We start from the raw sequence: 18,833 nt of genomic DNA, 5'->3' as shown, positions 1-18,833 counted from the left end.
TACAGCCAGAACGGAAGGGGGGCGCCTTGCGGCGCCCCCCTTTTTTGCTGGCCAGCCTGTCTGCCACGCCCTCCTCAGTATTTTTAACTCCTGCCTGCTGTCTATGGACCACATCCGCAATTTCTCCATCATCGCGCACATTGATCACGGTAAATCCACGCTGGCGGATCGCCTGATTCATCGTTGCGGAGGGTTGCAGGATCGCGAGATGGCGGCCCAGGTGCTCGACTCCATGGACATCGAGCGCGAGCGCGGCATCACTATCAAGGCCCAAACCGCTGCTTTGAGCTATACCGCTGCCAACGGTAAAACCTACGCGCTTAATCTCATCGATACCCCGGGGCATGTCGATTTCTCCTACGAAGTCAGCCGGTCTTTGTCTGCCTGCGAAGGCGCCTTGCTGGTGGTCGATTCCACGCAGGGGGTCGAAGCGCAAACCGTGGCCAACTGCTACACCGCCATCGAGCTCGGTGTCGAGGTGGTGCCGGTGCTCAATAAAATGGATCTCCCGTCCGCAGATCCCGATGCCGCTGCGGCCGAGATCGAGGATGTCATCGGCATTGATGCTACCGATGCGATTCAGGCCAGTGCCAAGACGGGCCTAGGGATCGACGAAATCCTCGAAGCCATCGTGGCGCGTGTGCCACCGCCCCAGGGGGATGCGGATGCACCCCTGCAGGCCCTGATCATCGACTCCTGGTTTGACAACTACGTGGGTGTGGTGATGCTGGTCAGGGTTGTCAATGGTGTTTTGCGACCCAAAGACAAATTGCTGTTGATGGCAACCGGCGCCAGCCATCTGTGTGAGCAACTGGGCGTGTTTACTCCCAAGACCCAGCCGCGCAATGCCCTGTCTGCCGGCGAGGTGGGCTTTGTGATCGCGGGCATCAAAGAGCTCGAACACGCCAAGGTGGGCGATACCGTCACCCTGGCGCAAAGGCCGGCGGCCAAGCCACTGCCCGGTTTCAAAGAGGTCAAACCCCAGGTGTTTGCAGGGGTCTACCCGATCGAATCCAGCGAGTACGATCAACTGCGCGACTCCCTCGAAAAGCTCAAGCTGAACGACTCCTCCCTGATGTTCGAGCCCGAAGTCTCACAGGCGTTGGGGTTTGGGTTTCGCTGCGGGTTTCTGGGCCTGCTGCACATGGATATCGTGCAAGAGCGCCTTGAGCGAGAGTTCGATATGGATATCATCACCACGGCGCCGTCCGTGGTGTATGAGGTTCTGCATCGCGACGGTACTTTGCTGATGGTGGACAGCCCTGCACGGATGCCTGAAGTAGGCAATATCCAGGAGATCCGCGAACCCATCATGACGGTGACACTGTTTATGCCTCAAGAGTACGTGGGGCCGGTGATGTCACTGTGTACGGCCAAGCGCGGGATACAGCTCAACATGAGCTATCACGGCCGGCAGGTACATCTCAGCTACGAGATCCCGCTGGCTGAAATCGTGCTGGATTTCTTCGACCGCCTGAAATCTGTCTCGCGCGGGTATGCGTCGATGGACTACGAGTTCAAGGAATACCGGGTGGCGGATGTTGTGCGGGTCGATCTCCTGATCAACGGCGACCGGGTAGACGCCTTATCGATGATTGTGCACCGTGCCAACGCCCGCCACCGCGGCCGTGACGTTGTCACGCGCATGCGCGGCCTGATCCCGCGTCAGATGTTTGATATTGCGATTCAGGCGGCGATCGGCGCTGAGGTCGTGGCCCGCGAAAACGTCAAGGCGTTGCGAAAAAATGTGCTGGCCAAGTGCTATGGCGGTGATATCTCCCGCAAGAAGAAGCTGCTCGAAAAGCAAAAAGCCGGTAAAAAGCGCATGAAGCAGGTGGGTAACGTAGAAATCCCTCAAGAGGCCTTCCTGGCTGTCTTGCAGGTGGACGATAAATAAGGATTAGCATGAGCTGGGATTTTGCCCTGTTGTTGTTCTGCGCCCTGGTTCTCACCGGGCTGGTCTGGTTGTGGGATCGTGTCAGCTTGCGCAAGCGGCGGCGCGCGCGTGCCGAAGCGGCCATGCAGGCTTGCAGTCATAACGCTGCAGGGCTGGACGCCGCCGCCCTAAAATCCGAGTGCCAGCAAGCTTACGACCGTGCCTTTCAGGCGCCCTGGTGGGTCGAGTACTGCGTCAGCTTTTTCCCCGTCATTCTGTTTGTGTTTGTGTTGCGGTCATTTGTAGTTGAGCCCTTCCGGATTCCCTCCGGGTCGATGTTGCCAACACTTGAAAACGGCGACCTCATTCTGGTGAACAAATTTCAGTACGGAATCCGTCTTCCGGTGATCGACAAGAAGGTCGTCGAGATTGGTACACCGCATCGTGGCGACGTGGTGGTGTTCCGCTACCCGGTTGATCCCTCGGTGGATTACATCAAACGCGTGGTGGGTGAGCCCGGAGACGTCATTGAGTATCGCAATAAAACTTTGTCGGTAAATGGGCAGGTGGTGCAGCATGAACGCGCCGGTGATTACTACGAGCCCGACCGCGCCGTCTATGTTGGGCAATATCGCGAACAGCTTGGGTCGGTATCCCATCGTATTTTGCTTAATGTCCACGCCCCACAGGATTTTGGTCCCATTACGCGGTTTCCCGATTTTCAGAATTGCGACTATCAGGGCGATGGCGTGCGGTGCACTGTGCCTGCAGGGCATTACTTTATGATGGGCGACAATCGGGACAACAGCCTGGACAGCCGCTATTGGGGCTTTGTCCCAGACCAGAACATTGTTGGCCGGGCATTCTTTATCTGGATGAATTTCAGTTCACCCAGCCGAATAGGCGGGTTTCAGTAATGACTGCGCTAGATACCCTGCAAACGGCACTGGATTATCGCTACCGCGACCAGGCCCTTCTTGAACAAGCCCTGACACATCGCAGTCATGGGGTGCCACACAACGAGCGGCTCGAGTTTCTGGGTGATTCCATCCTTAATTTTGTTGTGTCCACCCTGCTGTTTACCGAGCACGCCGAAATGGACGAGGGCGACTTGTCCCGTGTGCGTGCCAATCTGGTCAAGCAGTCGGCTTTGGCCGAGATTGCACAAAGGCTGGCGCTGTCCAATTATTTGCGCCTGGGCGAGGGTGAGCTCAAAAGTGGCGGTTTCCGGCGGCCCTCAATTTTGGCCGATGCGGTCGAAGCCATCTTTGGTGCACTGTACCTGGATGGTGGCTATACCGAAGTCAGCCGCGTCATCGAGCATCTGTACCGGCCGGTGCTGTCGCATATCGATGTCCGCACCTTTGGTAAAGATCCCAAAACCCTGTTGCAGGAAATCATGCAGGGGCGCGGTCTGGATCTGCCGCACTACGAGGTCGTTTCTACGCGGGGTGCGGCACACAATCAAACCTTTGATGTGATGTGCGCGGCCGCACAGCTGGATATTCGCGTGCAAGCCTCGGGCAGCAGCCGGCGCGCGGCCGAACAAGCCGCCGCCAGCCTTGTGATTGCCCAGATACAGGCATTGGCGCCCGCGCACAAAAGTACGCGCAAGCACCATCGCAAGCCTGCGCAGCTATCGCTGCCAGTGGCAGTGGCCCAGGAGAAAAAATGAGCAGTCCTTCCATGCAGCCCTCCCGCTGCGGTTTTGTGGCGCTGGTGGGGCGGCCCAATGTGGGCAAGTCCACCCTAAGCAACGCCCTGATTGGTGCCAAGCTGTCCATTGTGTCGCGAAAGGCGCAAACCACGCGGCACCGCATCCATGGCGTGCTTACACAAGAAGCCGACCAATTTGTGTTTGTCGATACCCCTGGCTTTCAGACCCGTCATGGCGGAGCCATGAACCGCATGATGAATCGTGTGGTGACCCAGGCGCTAGCCGAAGTCGATGTTGTGGTGCATGTGGTCGAGGCGGGTAAATGGTCGGCGGGTGATGCGGCCATTGTGCCGTTGTTGCCTTCTCAGCGGCCAGTTGTCCTGGTGGTCAATAAAATCGACACCCTCAAGGACAAAAATGCTTTGTTTGCATACGTCACCAAGCTGACGCAAACGTTTCCTTATGCGGCTGTGGTGCCGGTCAGTGCCATGAAGTCTGTCCAGCTGGATGTGCTGTTGCGAGAGCTGGCACAGTACCTGCCGGAGGCCGAGCATCTCTTTGAGGCCGATACCTTCACTGATCGGCCCGTGCGCTTTCTGGCGGCGGAACTCATTCGAGAAAAAATCTTCCGGTTGGTGGGAGACGAACTTCCCTACGGTTGCACCGTCGTTATCGAGCAATGGGAAGAAAACGATACAGGTGTCCGCATTGCCGCCTGCGTCGTCATCGAGCGCGAAGGTCACCGGCCGATTCTGCTGGGCGCGGGTGGCCAGCACATGAAACGCATTGCCTCAGAGGCCCGCCAGGACATGGTCAATCTGCTCGAAAAGCAGGTGCATCTGGACGTCTATATCAAGGTGCGCAAGGGCTGGTCTGGACGCGAGGCAACCCTGCGAGAGCTGGGCTATGACTAAACGCAGTCTGCGCATCCAGGATGCGCAAGGCTACGTTCTGCATGCCAGCCCCTGGCGCGAAACTTCTCTGATTGCCCAATGTTTTACCCGTGATCACGGCTGTGTGGCCGTGGTGGCCAAAGGGGCCAAGCGCCCATATTCGGCGCTGCGGCCTGTGTTGGTGGCTTTTCAGCCTCTGATGCTTTCCTGGTCGGGGGTATCTGACATCCATACTTTGGTAAGGGCAGAAGCTGGCCCTGTGCGTCTGCTTAATGGCAGGGGCATGATGTCCGGCTGGTATCTGAATGAACTCATCCTGCGCCTGCTGGCCCGCGAAGACCCGCATCCAGGAGTATATGAGGCCTACGAGGCAGCGCTCACGGCCTTGTCATTGACTGGATCCGGACGGTCTCATGCTGCCGTGTTGCGCCGTTTTGAGTGGTTGCTGCTGGAGCATGCCGGTTATGGGGTAGATCAGCCTTTACCGGACTTTGACGACCAAGACACAGAGCCTGCCTTGCGGCAGGCTCTGAGGGAACGCCTGGATCAATTGTTGGAAAGCCCGCTGCGTACGCGCCAGGTGTTGATGGATCTGCAGCGGTATTAGTGCTTATTCGCGGTTGCCACCGAAGATGCCCAGCAACATCAGCAGGTTGGTGAAGATGTTGTAGAGATCAAGGTAAACCGCTAGCGTGGCCGTAACATAGTTGGTTTCGCCGCCTTGCACCACGCGCTGGAGGTCGACCAGCAAGAAAGCCGAGAAGATACCGATGGCCAGCACTGACAAGGTGAGCATCAGTGCGGGGATCTGCAGAAACATATTGGCGACCATCGCCACCAGCAGCAGCACCACACCCACAAACAAAAACTTTTGCATGTGCGTGAAGTCGCGTTTGGTGGTGGAGGCCACGGTGGCCATCACGCCAAACACGGCAGCGGTGCCACCAAAGGCCAACATGATCAACTGCGAACCATTGGCCAGACCCATGACGTGGCCCAGCAGGCGCGAGAGCATCAGGCCCATGAAGAACGTAAAGCCCAGCAGCAGCACGACGCCCAAAGATGAATTCTTGTTGCGTTCGATCAGGAACATCAGGCCAAATGCACCCAGCAGAAACACAATGGTGCTGGTGCCTGGGTTGCCGGCCATGGTTTGATCCATGCCAAACTGCAGGCCAAACGCTGCGCCCAGCACGGTGGGAATCAATGACAGGGCTAGAAGCCAATAGGTGTTGCGCAACACGCGGTTGCGTGCAGTAGCCGACACATCGTACGTGCCGGTGCGAGGTAGTGTGTGGCGGAAGTCGGACATCTTAAGTTCCTGTGGGTGAGAGCGTGCTGATGTTATAGCACATCAATATTCAAATCTTACAACAAGCTGAACATTTGGTGGTTGCGGTGTGGGTTCGGCAATTTGCCTTTGCTCTGCACGGTGAACCACCATGGGATGGTCGGGTGCGGATTGGACAGCCAAAGATGCAGAAAGTTCAGTTTGTAACCAGGATGGTTTTTAACCTGAATAGTTATAAGGCTTGAGGCGCGGGCAACTGATGTCCCCGGACATCGTGGCCTGCCTCTCGGTAGTTGGCCCAGCGCTGGCGGGCAGCCTGCATGTCGGCTTCGTGCCCTGAGACAATTTCGAGGATGCGGGTAAATCGGTGTGCCTCCGGAGGGCAGTCGATATCCAGGTTCAGTAGCCAATCGGTAGAGGAGCTGCCCGCCAGGGCTGGGGCGTCCGGCACCAGCCACACGCGGGCTTCATGGGCGAGAGGGTCGTCAATCCGGGTGTGGGGAATAAAGCTGGCAGGCTCAAAGCTCCAGAGCAGGGCGTCAAAGCGCTTCAGCCGTCTTGCATCGGTGCAGTAAACCAGCAGCAAATGGCCTGCCTGCATATGGCGGGCAACGGTTCGGCAGGCGGCGCGCAAGCGATGTTGCGCGCCGTAAGCGAAATCGATACGGCTCACTGGCACTGACCCAGCAGATAGTGGGTGAGCAAAGAGACTGGGCGCCCGGTGGCTCCTTTTTGCTTGCCTTCCAGCCAGGCGGTGCCGGCAATATCCAGGTGCGCCCAACGATAGTTGCCGGTAAACCGCGAGAGAAAGCAGGCAGCTGTGATGGAACCTGCTGGTCGGCCGCCAATATTGGCCATATCGGCAAAATTGGATTTCAGCAGATCCTGATAGGCATCATCCAGTGGCAGGTGCCAGGCGGGGTCGAGGGCCTGGCGTCCCGCGGCCAGCAAATCGGCTGCCAGCGCGTCATCCCGGGTGAACAGGCCGCTATTGACGTGACCCAGCGCAATCACGCAGGCACCCGTGAGGGTAGCGACATCGATGACGGCTGCCGGCTTGAATCGCTCGGCATATGTGAGCGCGTCGCAGAGGATCAGGCGGCCTTCTGCGTCGGTGTTCAGTACCTCGATGGTTTGGCCCGACATGCTGGTGATGATGTCGCCCGGTTTGACAGCTGAGCCGCTGGGCAGGTTTTCGCAGCTGGGGATGATGCCGATGACTTCGCGGGGGAGGTCGAGTTGGGCGACCGCGCGCAGGGTGCCCAGTACGCTGGCGGCCCCGCACATGTCGAATTTCATTTCGTCCATGGCTGGGCCGGGCTTGAGGGAAATCCCCCCGGCATCAAACGTGATGCCTTTGCCAACCAGCACAATGGGCGGCGCCTTGCGGGCAGCTGCCTGGCTGGGCGTGTGGCGCAGTACGATGAAAGCAGGTGGCTGGGCAGACCCGCGGGCTACCGACAAAAATGAGCCCATGTTCAAGGCCTCGATTTTTTTCTGGTCGAGGACCTCCGCCTTGAGCGTCTTGAACTGTTTGGCGAGATCGCGGGCGGTTTGGCCCAGGTAGCTGGGGGTGCAGACATTGGGTGGCAGATCGCCCAGCAGGCGGGCCAGATTGATGCCGGATCCGATGGCTGCGCCCTGTGCCATGCCTTCTTTGGCATGGGTGGTCTGGTTGCGGGCCACGTGCAGGGTGAGGCTTCTGAGCTTGATGGCCGGCTTTGCGTGGCTGAAGGTTTCGTCGTAGCGATACACCGCCGTGCAAAATGCACTGGCACACAGGCGTGCCAATGTGGTGGGGCTGGCATCGGGACATTTAAGCGAGCACAGCGTAGAGAAGGTAGTGCTGACATTGGCCTTGACGCAATAATGGGCAAATGCCAGGTGTGCCTGGCGCAGGGTGGCGGCATTCAGGGTGTCCTGGGCGCCGAGTCCGAGTAAAATGACCCGGCTGGCGGCAATGCCTGCCGGCGCGTGCAGGCACAAGACACTGCCGGGGCTGGCATCGAACTCGGATTGCACCACCGAGCGGATGGCGCCTTTGCTGGCCTGATCAAGAATATCTGCAGCAGGGCTGAGAATGCCATCTTTAAATACCCCAACGGCCAGGGCCTGAGTTTTTACAGAGGGCAGGTAGGTCGAGGTGCTTGTGCTAAATTCCATTCGTTTTTCCTTTACTCCAGCGGCGTGTATCCGGCGTCGGGTGAAGCTTTCCACCCAATCCAACGGCTCATTATTCCGCATTTTCCCATGACATTGTTCAAGCGCGCTGTTTTTGCCGAGATTACCAGCCATGCCGGTATTGTGTTTTCCACGCTGCTGGTGGTCTGGCTCAGTGTGCTGATCGTCCGGCTGCTGGGTGATGCTGCCGCCGGCGATATCGGTGCCAATGTTGTGCTTGGGCTGGCCGCGTTTTCCAGCATCACGGCCTTACCCGTGATTTTATCGGTGGCGCTGTTTGTGGCGGTGCTCACCACCGTCACGCGCAGTTACCGCGAATCCGAAATGCCGGTCTGGTTTGCCAGTGGCCTGTCGCTTACCGATTGGCTGCGCCCCATCATGTGGTTTGCAGTGCCTGTGGCCCTGGTGGTGGCGGCGCTTACGCTGTCTGCATCGCCCTGGGCTTATGGCCAGATTTCCGAGTACCGTCAGCGTTTCGAGCAGCGCTCCGACCTCTCCAAGGTTACTGCCGGTCAATTCATCGAAACCGATGACGGGAAGCGTGTGTTTTTTGCCGAATCGCCCACGCGCCCGGGCGATGAGCTGGGCCGGGTGATGGCTCGCGTCATCGAGCCTGATTGGCTCAGTGTAGTGACCGCTGACAGCGCCGCCATCCGCACAGAAGCCAATGGCGACCGCTTTCTTGTTCTGGGGCCTGGTCATCGCTACGATCTCAAGCCCGGAACCCCCGAGCTGCGGCTGCTGGACTTCGATAAATACGGGGTGCGCATCGAAAGCCGTACAGACTCAGGCGCTCTGGAAGCGGCCAAACAAAAAGCGCTGCAGGAAATCAAGGCACGGCCTACGGTCGATCTGTTCCTGCGCCCCGACAACGAGGCACTGTCGCAGTTGATGTGGCGTCTGGCGCTACCCATTGCGGTGCTTAACCTGGCCCTGATTGCCTTGCCGCTGGGGGCAGTCAATCCGCGGCTGGGGCGTTCCGGTGATCTCCTTCTGGCGGGCTTGCTGGCCTTGCTCTACATGAACCTCATCAACCTCTCGCGCGGCTGGATTATCAATGGGGTTCTACCGTTTTGGCTGGGTGTCTGGCTGGTGCATGCTTTGTTTCTGTCTCTGGGGCTGGGTCTGTTATGGCGGCGGATCCGGATGCCAAAGCCTCGACGGCAGGGTGCGCAGTCGCGCGCATGACAGTGCCTGGCCTGGCCTTGCGTCGCGCAGGCACAGGGCTGTCGGGGTTGGCTTGCGCGAGGGCATAGGGCCCTGGCGTGCGCAGAATCCGGCTGTCACCCTGCAGTAGGCCGGCATTCAGCTGCAGGGCTTGTTTAAGGTATTCCCACAGCGCCGTGACACGCCGGGTTTTGCGCAAGTCTTCGTGGCAGTACATCCAGAAACTACGGTTGACCACAATATCTGCGGGCAGCACCGGGATCAGCCCGGTATCGTGGGCCGCCAGAAAGCAGGGCAGCACCGCCAGGGCATGCCCTGCCAGGGTGGCCTGATACTGTGCCAGGATACTGGTGCTGCGAAACACCACATTGGCGGTTGGAACCAGTTCGTCCAGATAGCGCAGACGGTCGCTGAACAGCAGCTCGTCCACATAGCCAATAAACAGGTGCCGGGCGAGATTTTGCGGGCGGCGGATGGCCGGATGCTGGTCGAGGTACTGTCGAGTGCCATATAGCCGTAAGGTGTAATCGGCCAGCTTGGTGCATAAATAGGGCCCCCGCTGCGGGCGCTCCAGGGCAATCGCAATATCGGCCTCCCGCTTGGACAGACTGATGTCCCGGGGAACTGGCAGAATATCCAGCGTCATGCCCGGATGCCGGCGTTGAAAATCCACCATCAGGGGTGTCAGGATGGTGCTACCAAAGCCCTCGGTAGAGCCAATACGCAGGTGGCCGCTCAGCCCCTGAGCAGAGCCGGACAGCGCCTCCTGGGCGGCCAGCAGTGCGCTTTCAACCTGCTCTGCATAGGCAAAGAATTTTAGACCTTCTTCGGTCAGTGCAAAACCGTTGGCACGCGACTTCTCGAACAAAGTAAGGCCGAGGTCGTTTTCCAGCCCGCGGATCCGGCGCGTCACGGTGCTGTGGCGTACCCCCAGCCGATGTGCGGCGGCGCTGGCTCTTTGTGTCCGTGCCACTTCCAGAAAATCCCGGATGGCATCCCAGTTGGTGATAGATTTCATTGTGCAAATATCGTCAAGCAATGTGCAAATATTTTGCTAGCAATAACTTTTTTACACAACTACACTAAATTCAGAAACAGCGCGGGTGGTGCGATATTGCGTGCCCGGATGCTGAACAACAGAATTCATCTGATTCACCAGGAGGCATTTCATGAGTGATATTTCACGCGTCCCGCTGCTGATCGACGGCAAGCTGGTTCAATCCGAAACCACGCAATGGCGGGATGTTATTGATCCGGCCACCCAAGAAGTGGTTGCCCGGGTGCCATTTGCCACACCCGCCGAGGTCGAGCGCGCGGTTGCCAACGCCAAAGAGGCTTTCAAGACCTGGCGTCATGTCAGCCAGGCCAAACGCCGTCAGATCATGACGGATCTGGCCCGTTTGCTGCGCGAAAACACCACTAAGATTGCCGAGGTTCTCTCGCGCGAGCATGGCAAGACTGTGCCCGATGCCGAAGGCGAAGTCGCCCGCGGTCTCGAAGGGGTCGAGCATGCTGTCTCGGCCAACGTGTTGCAGCTGGGTGATTACGCCGAAAACGCCGCCACGGGTATCGATGTCTATAACGTGTTGCAACCCCTGGGCGTTTGCGCCGGTATCACGGCCTTCAATTTCCCGGTGATGCTGCCTTGCTGGATGTTCCCGATTGCCGTCACTATGGGCAACACCTTTGTCTATAAGCCCTCCGAGCAGGATCCCACTGCGTCGCTCATGGTGGCTCAGCTGGCCCTCGAAGCCGGCTTGCCTCCCGGTGTGCTCAACGTGGTGCATGGGGGCCCTGACGTGGCCAATGCCTTGTGCGACCACCCGGATATCAAGGCGGTATCCTTTATTGGCTCTACACGCGTGGGTACCGAGATCTACCGCCGCTCGTCCAATGCCGGCAAACGTTGCCAGGCCATGATGGGTGCCAAAAACCACAGCGTCATCATGCCGGACGCCGATCGCGAAGCTGCCCTTAATTCGATGCTGGGTGCTGCCTTTGGCGCAGCCGGTGAGCGCTGTATGGCTATTTCAGTGTTGGTGCTGGTGGGCGAAGCTCAAAAGTGGCTGCCTGATTTTGTCGAACGCGCCAAAAAGCTCAAGGTCAATATCGGTATGGATCGTGCCGCTGATCTTGGTCCGCTGATTTCACCGGCCGCCAAGCAACGTGTCGAGGGGCTTATCCAGAAAGGGGTGGACGAAGGCGCTGATCTGGTGCTGGATGGCCGCGGGATCAAAGTATCCGGCTACGAAAAAGGCAACTTTGTGGGCCCCACCATTTTCAGCAAGGTCAAGGCCGGCATGACTATCTACGAAGAAGAAATCTTCGGGCCAGTGCTGTCAGTGGTGCTGGTGGATACCCTCGAAGAGGCTGTCGAGTTCATCAATGCCAATCCCAATGGCAATGGTACCTCCATCTTTACACAGGATGGCGGCCATGCGCGCTACTTCCAGAGCAACGTGGATGTCGGCCAGGTGGGCATCAATATTCCCATCCCTGTGCCAGTGGCCTGGTTCAGCTTTACGGGCTCCCGGGCCTCCAAGCTGGGTGATCTGGGCCCCAATGGCCGGCAGTCCATTTATTTCTGGACGCAAACCAAAACAATCACGGCACGCTGGCATGCGCATCCCCAAGACATCAACACCACCATCGCCATGAAATAATCTGGCTTAAGCGGTGTGCTTGCCGGGCCTGCGTATTGCTTGGATACGCAGGCCTGTTTTATTGGGTTTGCCTGGCCCTGGGTGTACCAAACAGTCGATAAGTGGTTATTTTTTTTACCTAAGCATATAATAAAAAATAATAAAGACTACGTTTTATATTCCATATAATGGCGCTTCAGATAAGGCCATGACATGAATCTTCAACAGTTCCGTTTTGTCCGGGAAACCATCCGCCGCAACTTCAATCTCACCGAAGCTGCACGTACGCTGTATACCTCACAACCCGGAGTGTCCAAGTCCATCATCGAGTTCGAAGATGAACTGGGTATCAAGATCTTCGAGCGTCATGGCAAACGTCTGAAAGGCCTCACTAAGCCTGGTGTTGCGGTGGCTGCTGTCATCGATCGCATCATGCGCGAGGTAGATAATTTAAAAAAGGTCAGCGACGAGTTTGCCCAGCGTGACGAAGGTGCGCTGGTGATTGCCTGCACCCACACGCAAGCCCGATATTTGCTGCCCAAGGTGATTCCGGCGTTTCGCAAGCGGTTTCCCAAGGTGCACGTGTCTCTGGCCGAGGGCAACCCTGAACACCTGGCCAGGCTGGTGCTGCACGAGCAGGCCGACCTCGCTATCGCCACTGAAACCCTGGCAGACACTCCGGGTCTGGTGGCCTTGCCGGTGTATTCCTGGGAGCACACCCTGGTGGTGCCACCTGATCACCCACTCACCAGCCTCACCTCCAGTGCCGCCCGCCACTTGACGCTCGAACATCTGGCGCAATATCCCATCGTCACCTATGATCGGGCGTTTTCGGGGCGTCGGGCTATTGATGCAGCGTTCGAAGAAGCAGGTATCGTCCCCGATATCGTGCTCGAAGCCATTGATGCGGATGTCGTTAAAACATACGCTGATATTGGTCTTGGTATTGGCATCATTGCGGGTATGGCATTCGACCCCCGGCGCGACAAGAGCCTGGTGGGGATGCCGGCAGGCCATCTGTTTGGCCAGCACACCACCAGCGTGGCTATCAAGCGGGGTGTGTTCCTGCGCGATTATGTCTATGTATTGCTCGAGATGCTTGCACCAGAACTCACCCGTGATCGGGTTGCAGATGTCATTGCGCCCGCAACTGCAGCTGTTCGTCAGGTTGCCTGATCACCTTTAGCCATAGGCCACAGATCGCTGCCGATGCTGGTAGCGGTCTACACCCCCAGGTAGGCGCGTTTGAGTTCGGGATCTTCCAGCAGTTGGGCTGCTGGGCCTTCCTGCACAATCTGGCCCGTTTCCAGCACATAGGCGCGGTCTGCACCCGCCAGGGCCAGATGGATATCCTGCTCTACCAGCAAGATGGTGACTCCCTGTGCACGGATGGCAGCCAGGCTGTCCATCAGCTGATCCACAATGATGGGGGCCAGCCCCAGGCTCATTTCATCCACCATCAGCAGGCGTGGTTGTGCCATCAGGGCACGTGCCATGGCACACATCTGCTGCTCGCCTCCTGACATGCTGCCGGCCAGTTGTTTGCGGCGCTCGGCCATACGTGGAAATTGCTGATAAACCTGGTTGAGGTCGTGCCGGATGTCAGCCTTGTTGCTTCTGCGATAGGCGCCCATCAGCAGGTTGTCCTGAACCGACATGCGCGGAAACAGCTGACGGCCTTCGGGCACCTGCACAATTCCATGGCGAAAGATCTGGTCGGGTGTACTGCCCTGAACGGGCGTGTCGTGCCAAAGAATCTGGCCTGTGGTACTGGGCAGCAGGCCTGACAGGACACGCAGCAAGGTGGTTTTGCCTGCGCCATTGCTGCCTACCAAGGCTAGAAACTCTGCTTCCCGTACTTCGAGTGTGATGTCCTGGAGCACCTGAACAAGCCCATATCCGGCACTGAGGCCCTGGACTCGCAGGAGTGGAGTGGCTGCCGTATTCATGTGCGTTTTTTTCCCAGATAGGCTTCAACCACCCGTGTGTCGCTCAGGACGCTATCGGGCGGGCCATCGGCAATTTTTTCGCCATGGTGTAGAACCATGATCCGATCCGACAAATTGCGGATGGCTTTGATGACGTGTTCGATGACGATAATGCTGATCCCGGTGTCGCGAACCTTACGGATGATGTCGATCACTTCGTCGATTTCAACCAGGTTCAGGCCCGCCATGACTTCGTCACAGAGCAGGACGCGAGGTTGCATGGCCAGCGCCTTGGCCAGCTCCAGCCGCTTGCGGTCGGGGCCGCCGAGATCTTCGGCACGATGGTCGATGTGTTTGCCCAGGCCTACAAACTGCAGGCATTCGCGGGCGCTTTCTCTGGCCCGTGCCAGGTGGGATTCTCCCTGGCCTCTGCCAAACAGTGCGCCCACGGCCACGTTATCCAGTACCGATAGCCCTGGAAACGGTTGCATGATCTGGAACGTGCGGCCTATGCCTAGCCGTGCCCGGCGAAAGGCCGCCAGGCGGTCGATGCGCCGGCCATCAAACCAGACTTCGCCTTCCGTGGGCTCCAGTGTGCCGCTCAGCAGGCTGATCAGCGTGGTCTTGCCCGCACCATTGGGGCCGATGAATCCCAGGATCTCTCCGGGAGACAAGGTGAAGCTGACGTCGTGTACCGCGACCAGGCCCGAGAAACGGCGCGTCAGTTGCCGGGCTTCAAGAATCGGGCTCATATGCGGTTTGTCCGGATGTTGTCGACAAAATAGCGCCAGCCCAGCTTGTGAAAGCGTTGCACCACATCGGCCAGGCCACGCGGCATCAGTACCACGGCCACCACAATCACAATCCCAAAGAAGAGCCCCGCGATGCTGGTGATTTCGCTGGAGAGCAACTCAGAGATGGCGGACAGGATAAACGAGCCGACGATTGGGCCCAGGATGGTGCCGGGGCCACCAAAGACGGCCATAATGATCATCTTGACGTTAAGCGTGATGTCAAAGGCGCTGGCCGGATCCAGAAACGTAATCCAGTAGGCCTGGATCCCGCCCGCCAGCGCGCTGAATATGCCGGCCAGCACAAAGGCCAGCACCTTGTAGCGTGTTGTGTCGACACCCATCACCACCGCGCCTTCCTCGTTTTCGCGGATGGCGATCAGGCCAAAGCCAAAGCGGCTGCGAGTCAGCCACCACACGGTCAGCGTGGCGGCAACCAGCAGGATCAGGGACAGCTCGTAGAACATACGGTCGTCATTGAGCGGTGGCAGTACCAGCCCGATGTTTTGCCCGGCCAGCGGCACATTGGACACAATCGCAGCCATGATCTGGGCCAGCGCCAGTGTGGCGATGGCAAAGTAGTGGCCTTTAAGACGCAGCACCGGGATGCCCAGAAGCACCGCAAAGGCGACTGCCAGCACTACGCCAAAGACCATGCCTACTGCAAACGGCAATTGCCACTGCACCATGGCAATGCCTACGCCGTACGCACCCAGTCCGAAAAACACCGAATTGCCAAAGGAGGGATAACCGGTATAGCCACCGATGATGTTCCAGCCTTGTGCCAGCACCGCCAGCAGCAGGGTGCTGATGCCAAACTGTACCAGTGTGTCGGAGCCATACCAGGGCAGGGCGGCCAGTGCAATCAGTACCAGCAGGATCAGAGGGAGGCGAAGTGTTTTCATGCTGTCTTCCCCAACAGGCCGGTGGGGCGAACAATCAGCACCAGTACCAGCACTCCGAAACTGGCCACGTCGGCATACGTGGCACCGATATACAGCGTGGTCAGGGCTTCAATCAGTCCCAGGATCAGCCCGCCGGCAATGACGCCCAGCGGCGTATCCAGGCCACCGATGATGGCGATTGCAAACGATTTTGCGGTCAGGGTGGCACCAATGTATGGGTTGATCTGTGAAACCGTGCCGTACAGGCCGCCTGCAGCCCCTGCGAGGGCCAGCCCCAAGCCAAACGTCACGGCATACAGGTGCCGGGGTTCAACCCCATACAGCCGGGCGGCCGACAAATTCTGGGCAGTTGCCCGGATCGCCCGGCCCAGCCGCGTCTTGAGCAGGAAATACCACATCAGCAGCGTCAGGACGATGGCCATGACACAGGCACCGAGACGTACGAGCGGGATCGTGATGCCTGAAATGGTGATGTTCTGCCCAGAGTAAACCGGGTTGATGGTGCGAAAATCGGCTGAAAATACCAATTGAGCCAGGTAGGTGAGAACCACCTCCATGCCAAACGTGATCAGCAAGGTGTTGAACATGGGGGATCGGACGATGAGATTGAGGATCCCTCGCTGGATGCCGTAGCCCACTCCAAACATCATCAGCGCCGTCAGTGGCAGACCCAGAAACGGGTCCAGGTGCAGCCACTGGAAGCTGTACCAGGAGAAATAGGCGCCCAGCATAATAAAGGCGCCATGGGATAAATTGACAATATTCAGCACTCCCCACACAAGGGCAAGGCCGAGCGCCACAATGGCGTACAGCCCGCCCTGCAGGATGCCGTTGATCAGGACTTGCAGCAGTAGGTCCAAGGTGTCGGCTCCGGCGTCCTGGAAGGATTAACGCTTTGCCCAGTCTGGCATCGGGTATTGCGGCTGCTTGAGAAACTTCTCGCCGTCAAATACTGCGACAGGCTTGCCGTTTTGTACCTGGATGACGGTTTGATCAAGGTGGATCTGACCGTTGTCGGCAAACTTGATGTGTCCGTACAGGCTTTGGAAGTCGCTGGCGGCCAGCGCGTCGCGCACGGCTTTTGGATCCAGGGAATTGGCTTTTTCAATTGCCTTTACCAGCGCCTCCACATCCGCAACCCCTGAGGCAGCGTGATAGTCGGGTTCGTAGCGATATTGGGCACCCCATGCTTTTGCAAACTGTGCGGCATCGCCGAACCAGTCGTCTTTCAGGGTGGGGCTGGGCAACCAGGCCGTCATGCCAAAGGCGTATTCAGCATCCTTGCCCAGTGCCTTACGGAAATCGTCACTGGGTACGCCCACCGTAAATGAATAAAACTTGGGCGAGACATCCAGGCTCTTGGCCTGCCGGATGAAGTTCAGGATTTCTGTCTCGTGGCCTGCCACCAGAACGGCATCTGCCTGCTTGGACTTGATTTGTGACAGCAGGGTATTGAAATTGCTGGCATTCGAGCTGTAGCGTTCGTCCAGTACCGTGTCTGCACCAGAGGCCTTGAGCAGGGGACGGGTGCCGTTTGCCACCGAAACATCAAAAGAGTCATCTGCGTACAGCAAGGCCACCTTGGTGGGCTGGGGCTTCAGCTGCTTGAACATCTTGATGGTGCTGCTGAAGTAATTGCTCGCCGGTGCCAGGGTGCCAAACACGTATTTGAAATGACGCGAAAAGATCTGATCGGAGGCACCGCCACCCTGTACCATCGGGATCTGGTATTTCTCTGATACAGCGGAGTCTGCCAGAGCAAAGTTGCTGGCAAAGGGTCCAAGCAAAAAGTTGACCTTGTCTTGCGATACCAGCTGGGTATATTGACGCACGCTCAGATTTACATCCGATTGGTTGTCGTAGATTTTTAGGGCCAGCGTGTACTTCTTGCCGTTTACCGTCACACCGCCCTTGCGGTTGATCTGATCAACCGCCAGCTTGTAGGCGTCGTTATAGTAGCGGCCTGTATTGGCCACAGGCCCAGTCAGTTGTACGGATGCACCCAGCACAATCTCGTTGCCAGCCGCCTGGCTGGCTGTGCCGGTTAAACCCAAAGCCAGCGCAACGGCTGCACACGATAAGGTGTGCCGAAAAATCTTTTTCATGACATCGTCTCCTGTCGGTTTTATGGCCGTTATTTTGCGCGTGTCCTGGTAACAGGCGTCTGAACAGGGGCTGACAGTGGACTGAATCCAGCCCCACAGCTTGGGTTCTCAAAAACAAATTGCGTTTATAAATAAGAATGATTATTATTTGAATTATCCGAATACGGATGATGGCACTCACTTCCGGGTAGCCATGTTCTTGCTTCAGGGATCATGTCATGGTTCAGTCTCAAGTCAGGGCTTTGGTGGTGGGAGCAGACCGTCTGGGCAATATTCCGGATCTGCTCCGAGACCACAATATTGCTGTTCGTCATCACATCAGTGGTCGCGATCCCGCACACCAAAAGAAGTCGGCTTCTTTGCCTTCAGGCACGGATCTGGTGATTTTGCTGACTGACTTTCTGGGCCATAACGTCATGAAGACGTTTCGTGCAGCCGCGCAACGGGCTGGTGTCCGGGTGCTGGCATGCCGCCGGTCGGTGTGCAGCATGCAACAGGCGTTGGATCAGTCGGGCTATTGCAAGACGTGTCCCTTGCGCGCGCAGCCAGGTGTTGTGCGTGCACCGCTGCACCTGAATTAAATCAGGCCACCGCAAGGGTGGCCTGACATATAACCGATAATTTTTGGTTTAGCGCTGTGCGGTTTCTGGCAGCTTTTGCAGCCGGCGTGCGCCGTTGTAGCGCTTGCGCCAGTAGGCGATGTCCATGCTTTCGACACGGATGGACGCCCCGCTGCGTGGCGCGTGCACAAACTTGTGATCGCCCAGGTAGATGCCCACGTGTGAAAACCGGTGCCCCAGGGTATTGAAGAAAACAAGGTCTCCGCGACGGAGTTCGCTGCGGTTGACGGAGATGCCTTCTTGCGCCTGGCTGCGAGCAGTGCGGGGCAGTTTCAGGCCCAGTGATTTTTCGGCCGCATAAGCCACCAGCCCGCTGCAGTCAAAGCCCTCGCCGGGTGCGTCGCCCCCATAACGATATTTCACCCCGAGAAATTTCATCGCGGTGCTGGCCAGTGTCTTGGGAGATGGGGTGGTGGTAGACCCCGATTGTGGGTAGTTGATTGCCAGGTTGTCCTGGCTGTCGAGCCATGCCCCGAGGGGGTCTGACTGCGTGCTGAGCAGATAGCTGTCGCGCAGCAGATGGTTGGAATTGGCTTGGGCTGTTTGTTGGGGCTGTGTGGCGCAACCGGCCAGCACAGCAAGCCCTGCACAAAATGCCAACTTGGTGAAGCGGGAGATCCAGGGGCTGGAAAATATGGACGATCGGGAATGAGGCGGCGGCATGGGCGGATGGATTCTTGCTGCGGTGTACGGCATAAAAGCCGAGTATCACCGGGGTTAAAAAAGTGCCCGCCCTGCGGGCGACCAACCGATTCTAATAGATGGTGACGTCAGGGT

At 58.0% G+C, this 18,833-nt stretch carries 18 protein-coding genes and 1 pseudogene; 9 read left to right on the top strand and 10 right to left on the bottom strand.

Annotation, left to right across the window (positions count from 1 at the left end):
* Positions 1-103: 103 nt before the first annotated feature.
* The 5 genes from lepA to recO are packed head-to-tail and all read left to right on the top strand — an operon-like array spanning position 104 to position 5,033.
* A complete protein-coding gene (gene lepA / locus WA928_RS08500) occupies positions 104-1,897 on the top strand; it encodes a translation elongation factor 4 (protein WP_424302171.1) in 1,794 nt (597 codons plus the stop codon).
* Positions 1,898-1,905: 8 nt separating this feature from the next.
* The gene (gene lepB / locus WA928_RS08495) at positions 1,906-2,793 is read left to right on the top strand and encodes a signal peptidase I (protein ID WP_424302168.1); all 888 of its coding nucleotides are present in this window, start codon (positions 1,906-1,908) and stop codon (positions 2,791-2,793) included.
* A complete protein-coding gene (gene rnc, locus WA928_RS08490; RefSeq protein ID WP_424302165.1) occupies positions 2,793-3,551 on the top strand; it encodes a ribonuclease III in 759 nt (252 codons plus the stop codon). Before lepB ends, rnc begins: the two co-directional genes overlap by 1 nt.
* Positions 3,548-4,447, top strand: a complete 900-nt coding sequence (gene era, locus WA928_RS08485) for a GTPase Era (RefSeq protein WP_424302162.1) — start codon at positions 3,548-3,550, stop codon at positions 4,445-4,447. Before rnc ends, era begins: the two co-directional genes overlap by 4 nt.
* The gene (recO, locus tag WA928_RS08480; protein ID WP_424302159.1) at positions 4,440-5,033 is read left to right on the top strand and encodes a DNA repair protein RecO; all 594 of its coding nucleotides are present in this window, start codon (positions 4,440-4,442) and stop codon (positions 5,031-5,033) included. Before era ends, recO begins: the two co-directional genes overlap by 8 nt.
* Before the next feature lie 3 nt (positions 5,034-5,036).
* On the opposite strand, the gene WA928_RS08475 is transcribed toward recO, so the two are convergent.
* From WA928_RS08475 to WA928_RS08465, 3 genes are all read right to left on the bottom strand, one after another.
* A complete protein-coding gene (locus WA928_RS08475; protein ID WP_350381987.1) occupies positions 5,037-5,738 on the bottom strand; it encodes a Bax inhibitor-1/YccA family protein in 702 nt (233 codons plus the stop codon).
* 211 nt (positions 5,739-5,949) lie between these two features.
* Entirely contained in the window at positions 5,950-6,390 is a 441-nt protein-coding gene (locus WA928_RS08470) for a DNA polymerase III subunit chi (protein WP_424302155.1), read from the bottom strand.
* Positions 6,387-7,880: a leucyl aminopeptidase gene (locus tag WA928_RS08465; protein WP_424302152.1), complete on the bottom strand. Its 1,494-nt coding sequence runs from the start codon at positions 7,878-7,880 to the stop codon at positions 6,387-6,389. The genes WA928_RS08470 and WA928_RS08465 overlap by 4 nt, the downstream gene beginning before the upstream one ends.
* An 87-nt stretch (positions 7,881-7,967) precedes the next feature.
* Here WA928_RS08465 and lptF point away from each other — a divergent pair, with 87 nt between their 5' ends.
* Positions 7,968-9,086: an LPS export ABC transporter permease LptF gene (lptF, locus tag WA928_RS08460; protein WP_424302149.1), complete on the top strand. Its 1,119-nt coding sequence runs from the start codon at positions 7,968-7,970 to the stop codon at positions 9,084-9,086.
* A 79-nt stretch (positions 9,087-9,165) separates the two neighbouring features.
* Here the strand turns inward: lptF and WA928_RS08455 are convergent.
* Positions 9,166-10,074: pseudogene (locus tag WA928_RS08455) on the bottom strand (LysR family transcriptional regulator); the annotation flags it as partial.
* A 160-nt stretch (positions 10,075-10,234) separates the two neighbouring features.
* On the opposite strand from WA928_RS08455, the gene WA928_RS08450 reads away from it, so the two are divergent.
* Both WA928_RS08450 and WA928_RS08445 read left to right on the top strand, forming a co-directional pair.
* Positions 10,235-11,728 carry a CoA-acylating methylmalonate-semialdehyde dehydrogenase gene (locus tag WA928_RS08450; protein ID WP_424302146.1) on the top strand — a complete coding sequence of 498 codons (1,494 nt, stop codon included), beginning with the start codon at positions 10,235-10,237 and terminating at the stop codon, positions 11,726-11,728.
* 192 nt (positions 11,729-11,920) lie between these two features.
* On the top strand, positions 11,921-12,883 hold the full coding sequence (locus WA928_RS08445) for a CysB family HTH-type transcriptional regulator (protein ID WP_424302143.1): 963 nt from the start codon (positions 11,921-11,923) through the stop codon (positions 12,881-12,883).
* A gap of 47 nt (positions 12,884-12,930) precedes the next feature.
* On the opposite strand, the gene WA928_RS08440 is transcribed toward WA928_RS08445, so the two are convergent.
* The 5 genes from WA928_RS08440 to WA928_RS08420 are packed head-to-tail and all read right to left on the bottom strand — an operon-like array spanning position 12,931 to position 17,436.
* Complete coding sequence (locus WA928_RS08440; protein ID WP_424302140.1) at positions 12,931-13,656, bottom strand: ABC transporter ATP-binding protein; 726 nt, start codon at positions 13,654-13,656, stop codon at positions 12,931-12,933.
* Positions 13,653-14,387 carry an ABC transporter ATP-binding protein gene (locus tag WA928_RS08435; RefSeq protein ID WP_417252323.1) on the bottom strand — a complete coding sequence of 245 codons (735 nt, stop codon included), beginning with the start codon at positions 14,385-14,387 and terminating at the stop codon, positions 13,653-13,655. The genes WA928_RS08440 and WA928_RS08435 overlap by 4 nt, the downstream gene beginning before the upstream one ends.
* A complete protein-coding gene (locus tag WA928_RS08430) occupies positions 14,384-15,331 on the bottom strand; it encodes a branched-chain amino acid ABC transporter permease (protein ID WP_424302136.1) in 948 nt (315 codons plus the stop codon). Before WA928_RS08430 ends, WA928_RS08435 begins: the two co-directional genes overlap by 4 nt.
* On the bottom strand, positions 15,328-16,191 hold the full coding sequence (locus WA928_RS08425) for a branched-chain amino acid ABC transporter permease (RefSeq protein WP_424302134.1): 864 nt from the start codon (positions 16,189-16,191) through the stop codon (positions 15,328-15,330). The genes WA928_RS08430 and WA928_RS08425 overlap by 4 nt, the downstream gene beginning before the upstream one ends.
* Before the next feature lie 27 nt (positions 16,192-16,218).
* Positions 16,219-17,436 (bottom strand): amino acid ABC transporter substrate-binding protein, encoded by a 1,218-nt coding sequence (locus tag WA928_RS08420; protein ID WP_424302131.1) that lies wholly within the window; start codon positions 17,434-17,436, stop codon positions 16,219-16,221.
* A gap of 218 nt (positions 17,437-17,654) precedes the next feature.
* Between WA928_RS08420 and WA928_RS08415 the strand changes: the two genes are divergently transcribed.
* Positions 17,655-18,017: a DUF2325 domain-containing protein gene (locus WA928_RS08415; RefSeq protein ID WP_424302129.1), complete on the top strand. Its 363-nt coding sequence runs from the start codon at positions 17,655-17,657 to the stop codon at positions 18,015-18,017.
* Between the two features lie 48 nt (positions 18,018-18,065).
* Here WA928_RS08415 and WA928_RS08410 read toward each other — a convergent pair whose 3' ends face one another.
* Positions 18,066-18,719 (bottom strand): C40 family peptidase, encoded by a 654-nt coding sequence (locus tag WA928_RS08410; protein ID WP_424302126.1) that lies wholly within the window; start codon positions 18,717-18,719, stop codon positions 18,066-18,068.
* Between the last annotated feature and the right edge of the window lie 114 nt (positions 18,720-18,833).

Source organism: Castellaniella sp., assembly GCF_049651205.1.
Lineage (GTDB): Bacteria > Pseudomonadota > Gammaproteobacteria > Burkholderiales > Burkholderiaceae_B > Castellaniella.
The sequence above is the reverse complement of the archived record's forward strand: the minus strand, read 5'-3'. Positions and strand labels throughout refer to the sequence as shown.

What these genes read in the sequence shown, in the direction of transcription:
- WA928_RS08465 (WP_424302152.1), bottom strand. Translation starts at nt 7,880, where the DNA reads ATGGAATTTAGCACAAGCACCTCGACCTACCTGCCCTCTGTAAAAACT.
- lepB (WP_424302168.1), top strand. Translation starts at nt 1,906, where the DNA reads ATGAGCTGGGATTTTGCCCTGTTGTTGTTCTGCGCCCTGGTTCTCACC.
- WA928_RS08410 (WP_424302126.1), bottom strand. Translation starts at nt 18,719, where the DNA reads ATGCCGCCGCCTCATTCCCGATCGTCCATATTTTCCAGCCCCTGGATC.
- WA928_RS08420 (WP_424302131.1), bottom strand. Translation starts at nt 17,436, where the DNA reads ATGAAAAAGATTTTTCGGCACACCTTATCGTGTGCAGCCGTTGCGCTG.
- WA928_RS08475 (WP_350381987.1), bottom strand. Translation starts at nt 5,738, where the DNA reads ATGTCCGACTTCCGCCACACACTACCTCGCACCGGCACGTACGATGTG.
- lepA (WP_424302171.1), top strand. Translation starts at nt 104, where the DNA reads ATGGACCACATCCGCAATTTCTCCATCATCGCGCACATTGATCACGGT.
- lptF (WP_424302149.1), top strand. Translation starts at nt 7,968, where the DNA reads ATGACATTGTTCAAGCGCGCTGTTTTTGCCGAGATTACCAGCCATGCC.
- WA928_RS08450 (WP_424302146.1), top strand. Translation starts at nt 10,235, where the DNA reads ATGAGTGATATTTCACGCGTCCCGCTGCTGATCGACGGCAAGCTGGTT.
- recO (WP_424302159.1), top strand. Translation starts at nt 4,440, where the DNA reads ATGACTAAACGCAGTCTGCGCATCCAGGATGCGCAAGGCTACGTTCTG.
- WA928_RS08415 (WP_424302129.1), top strand. Translation starts at nt 17,655, where the DNA reads ATGGTTCAGTCTCAAGTCAGGGCTTTGGTGGTGGGAGCAGACCGTCTG.
- WA928_RS08445 (WP_424302143.1), top strand. Translation starts at nt 11,921, where the DNA reads ATGAATCTTCAACAGTTCCGTTTTGTCCGGGAAACCATCCGCCGCAAC.
- WA928_RS08440 (WP_424302140.1), bottom strand. Translation starts at nt 13,656, where the DNA reads ATGAATACGGCAGCCACTCCACTCCTGCGAGTCCAGGGCCTCAGTGCC.
- WA928_RS08435 (WP_417252323.1), bottom strand. Translation starts at nt 14,387, where the DNA reads ATGAGCCCGATTCTTGAAGCCCGGCAACTGACGCGCCGTTTCTCGGGC.
- era (WP_424302162.1), top strand. Translation starts at nt 3,548, where the DNA reads ATGAGCAGTCCTTCCATGCAGCCCTCCCGCTGCGGTTTTGTGGCGCTG.
- WA928_RS08430 (WP_424302136.1), bottom strand. Translation starts at nt 15,331, where the DNA reads ATGAAAACACTTCGCCTCCCTCTGATCCTGCTGGTACTGATTGCACTG.
- rnc (WP_424302165.1), top strand. Translation starts at nt 2,793, where the DNA reads ATGACTGCGCTAGATACCCTGCAAACGGCACTGGATTATCGCTACCGC.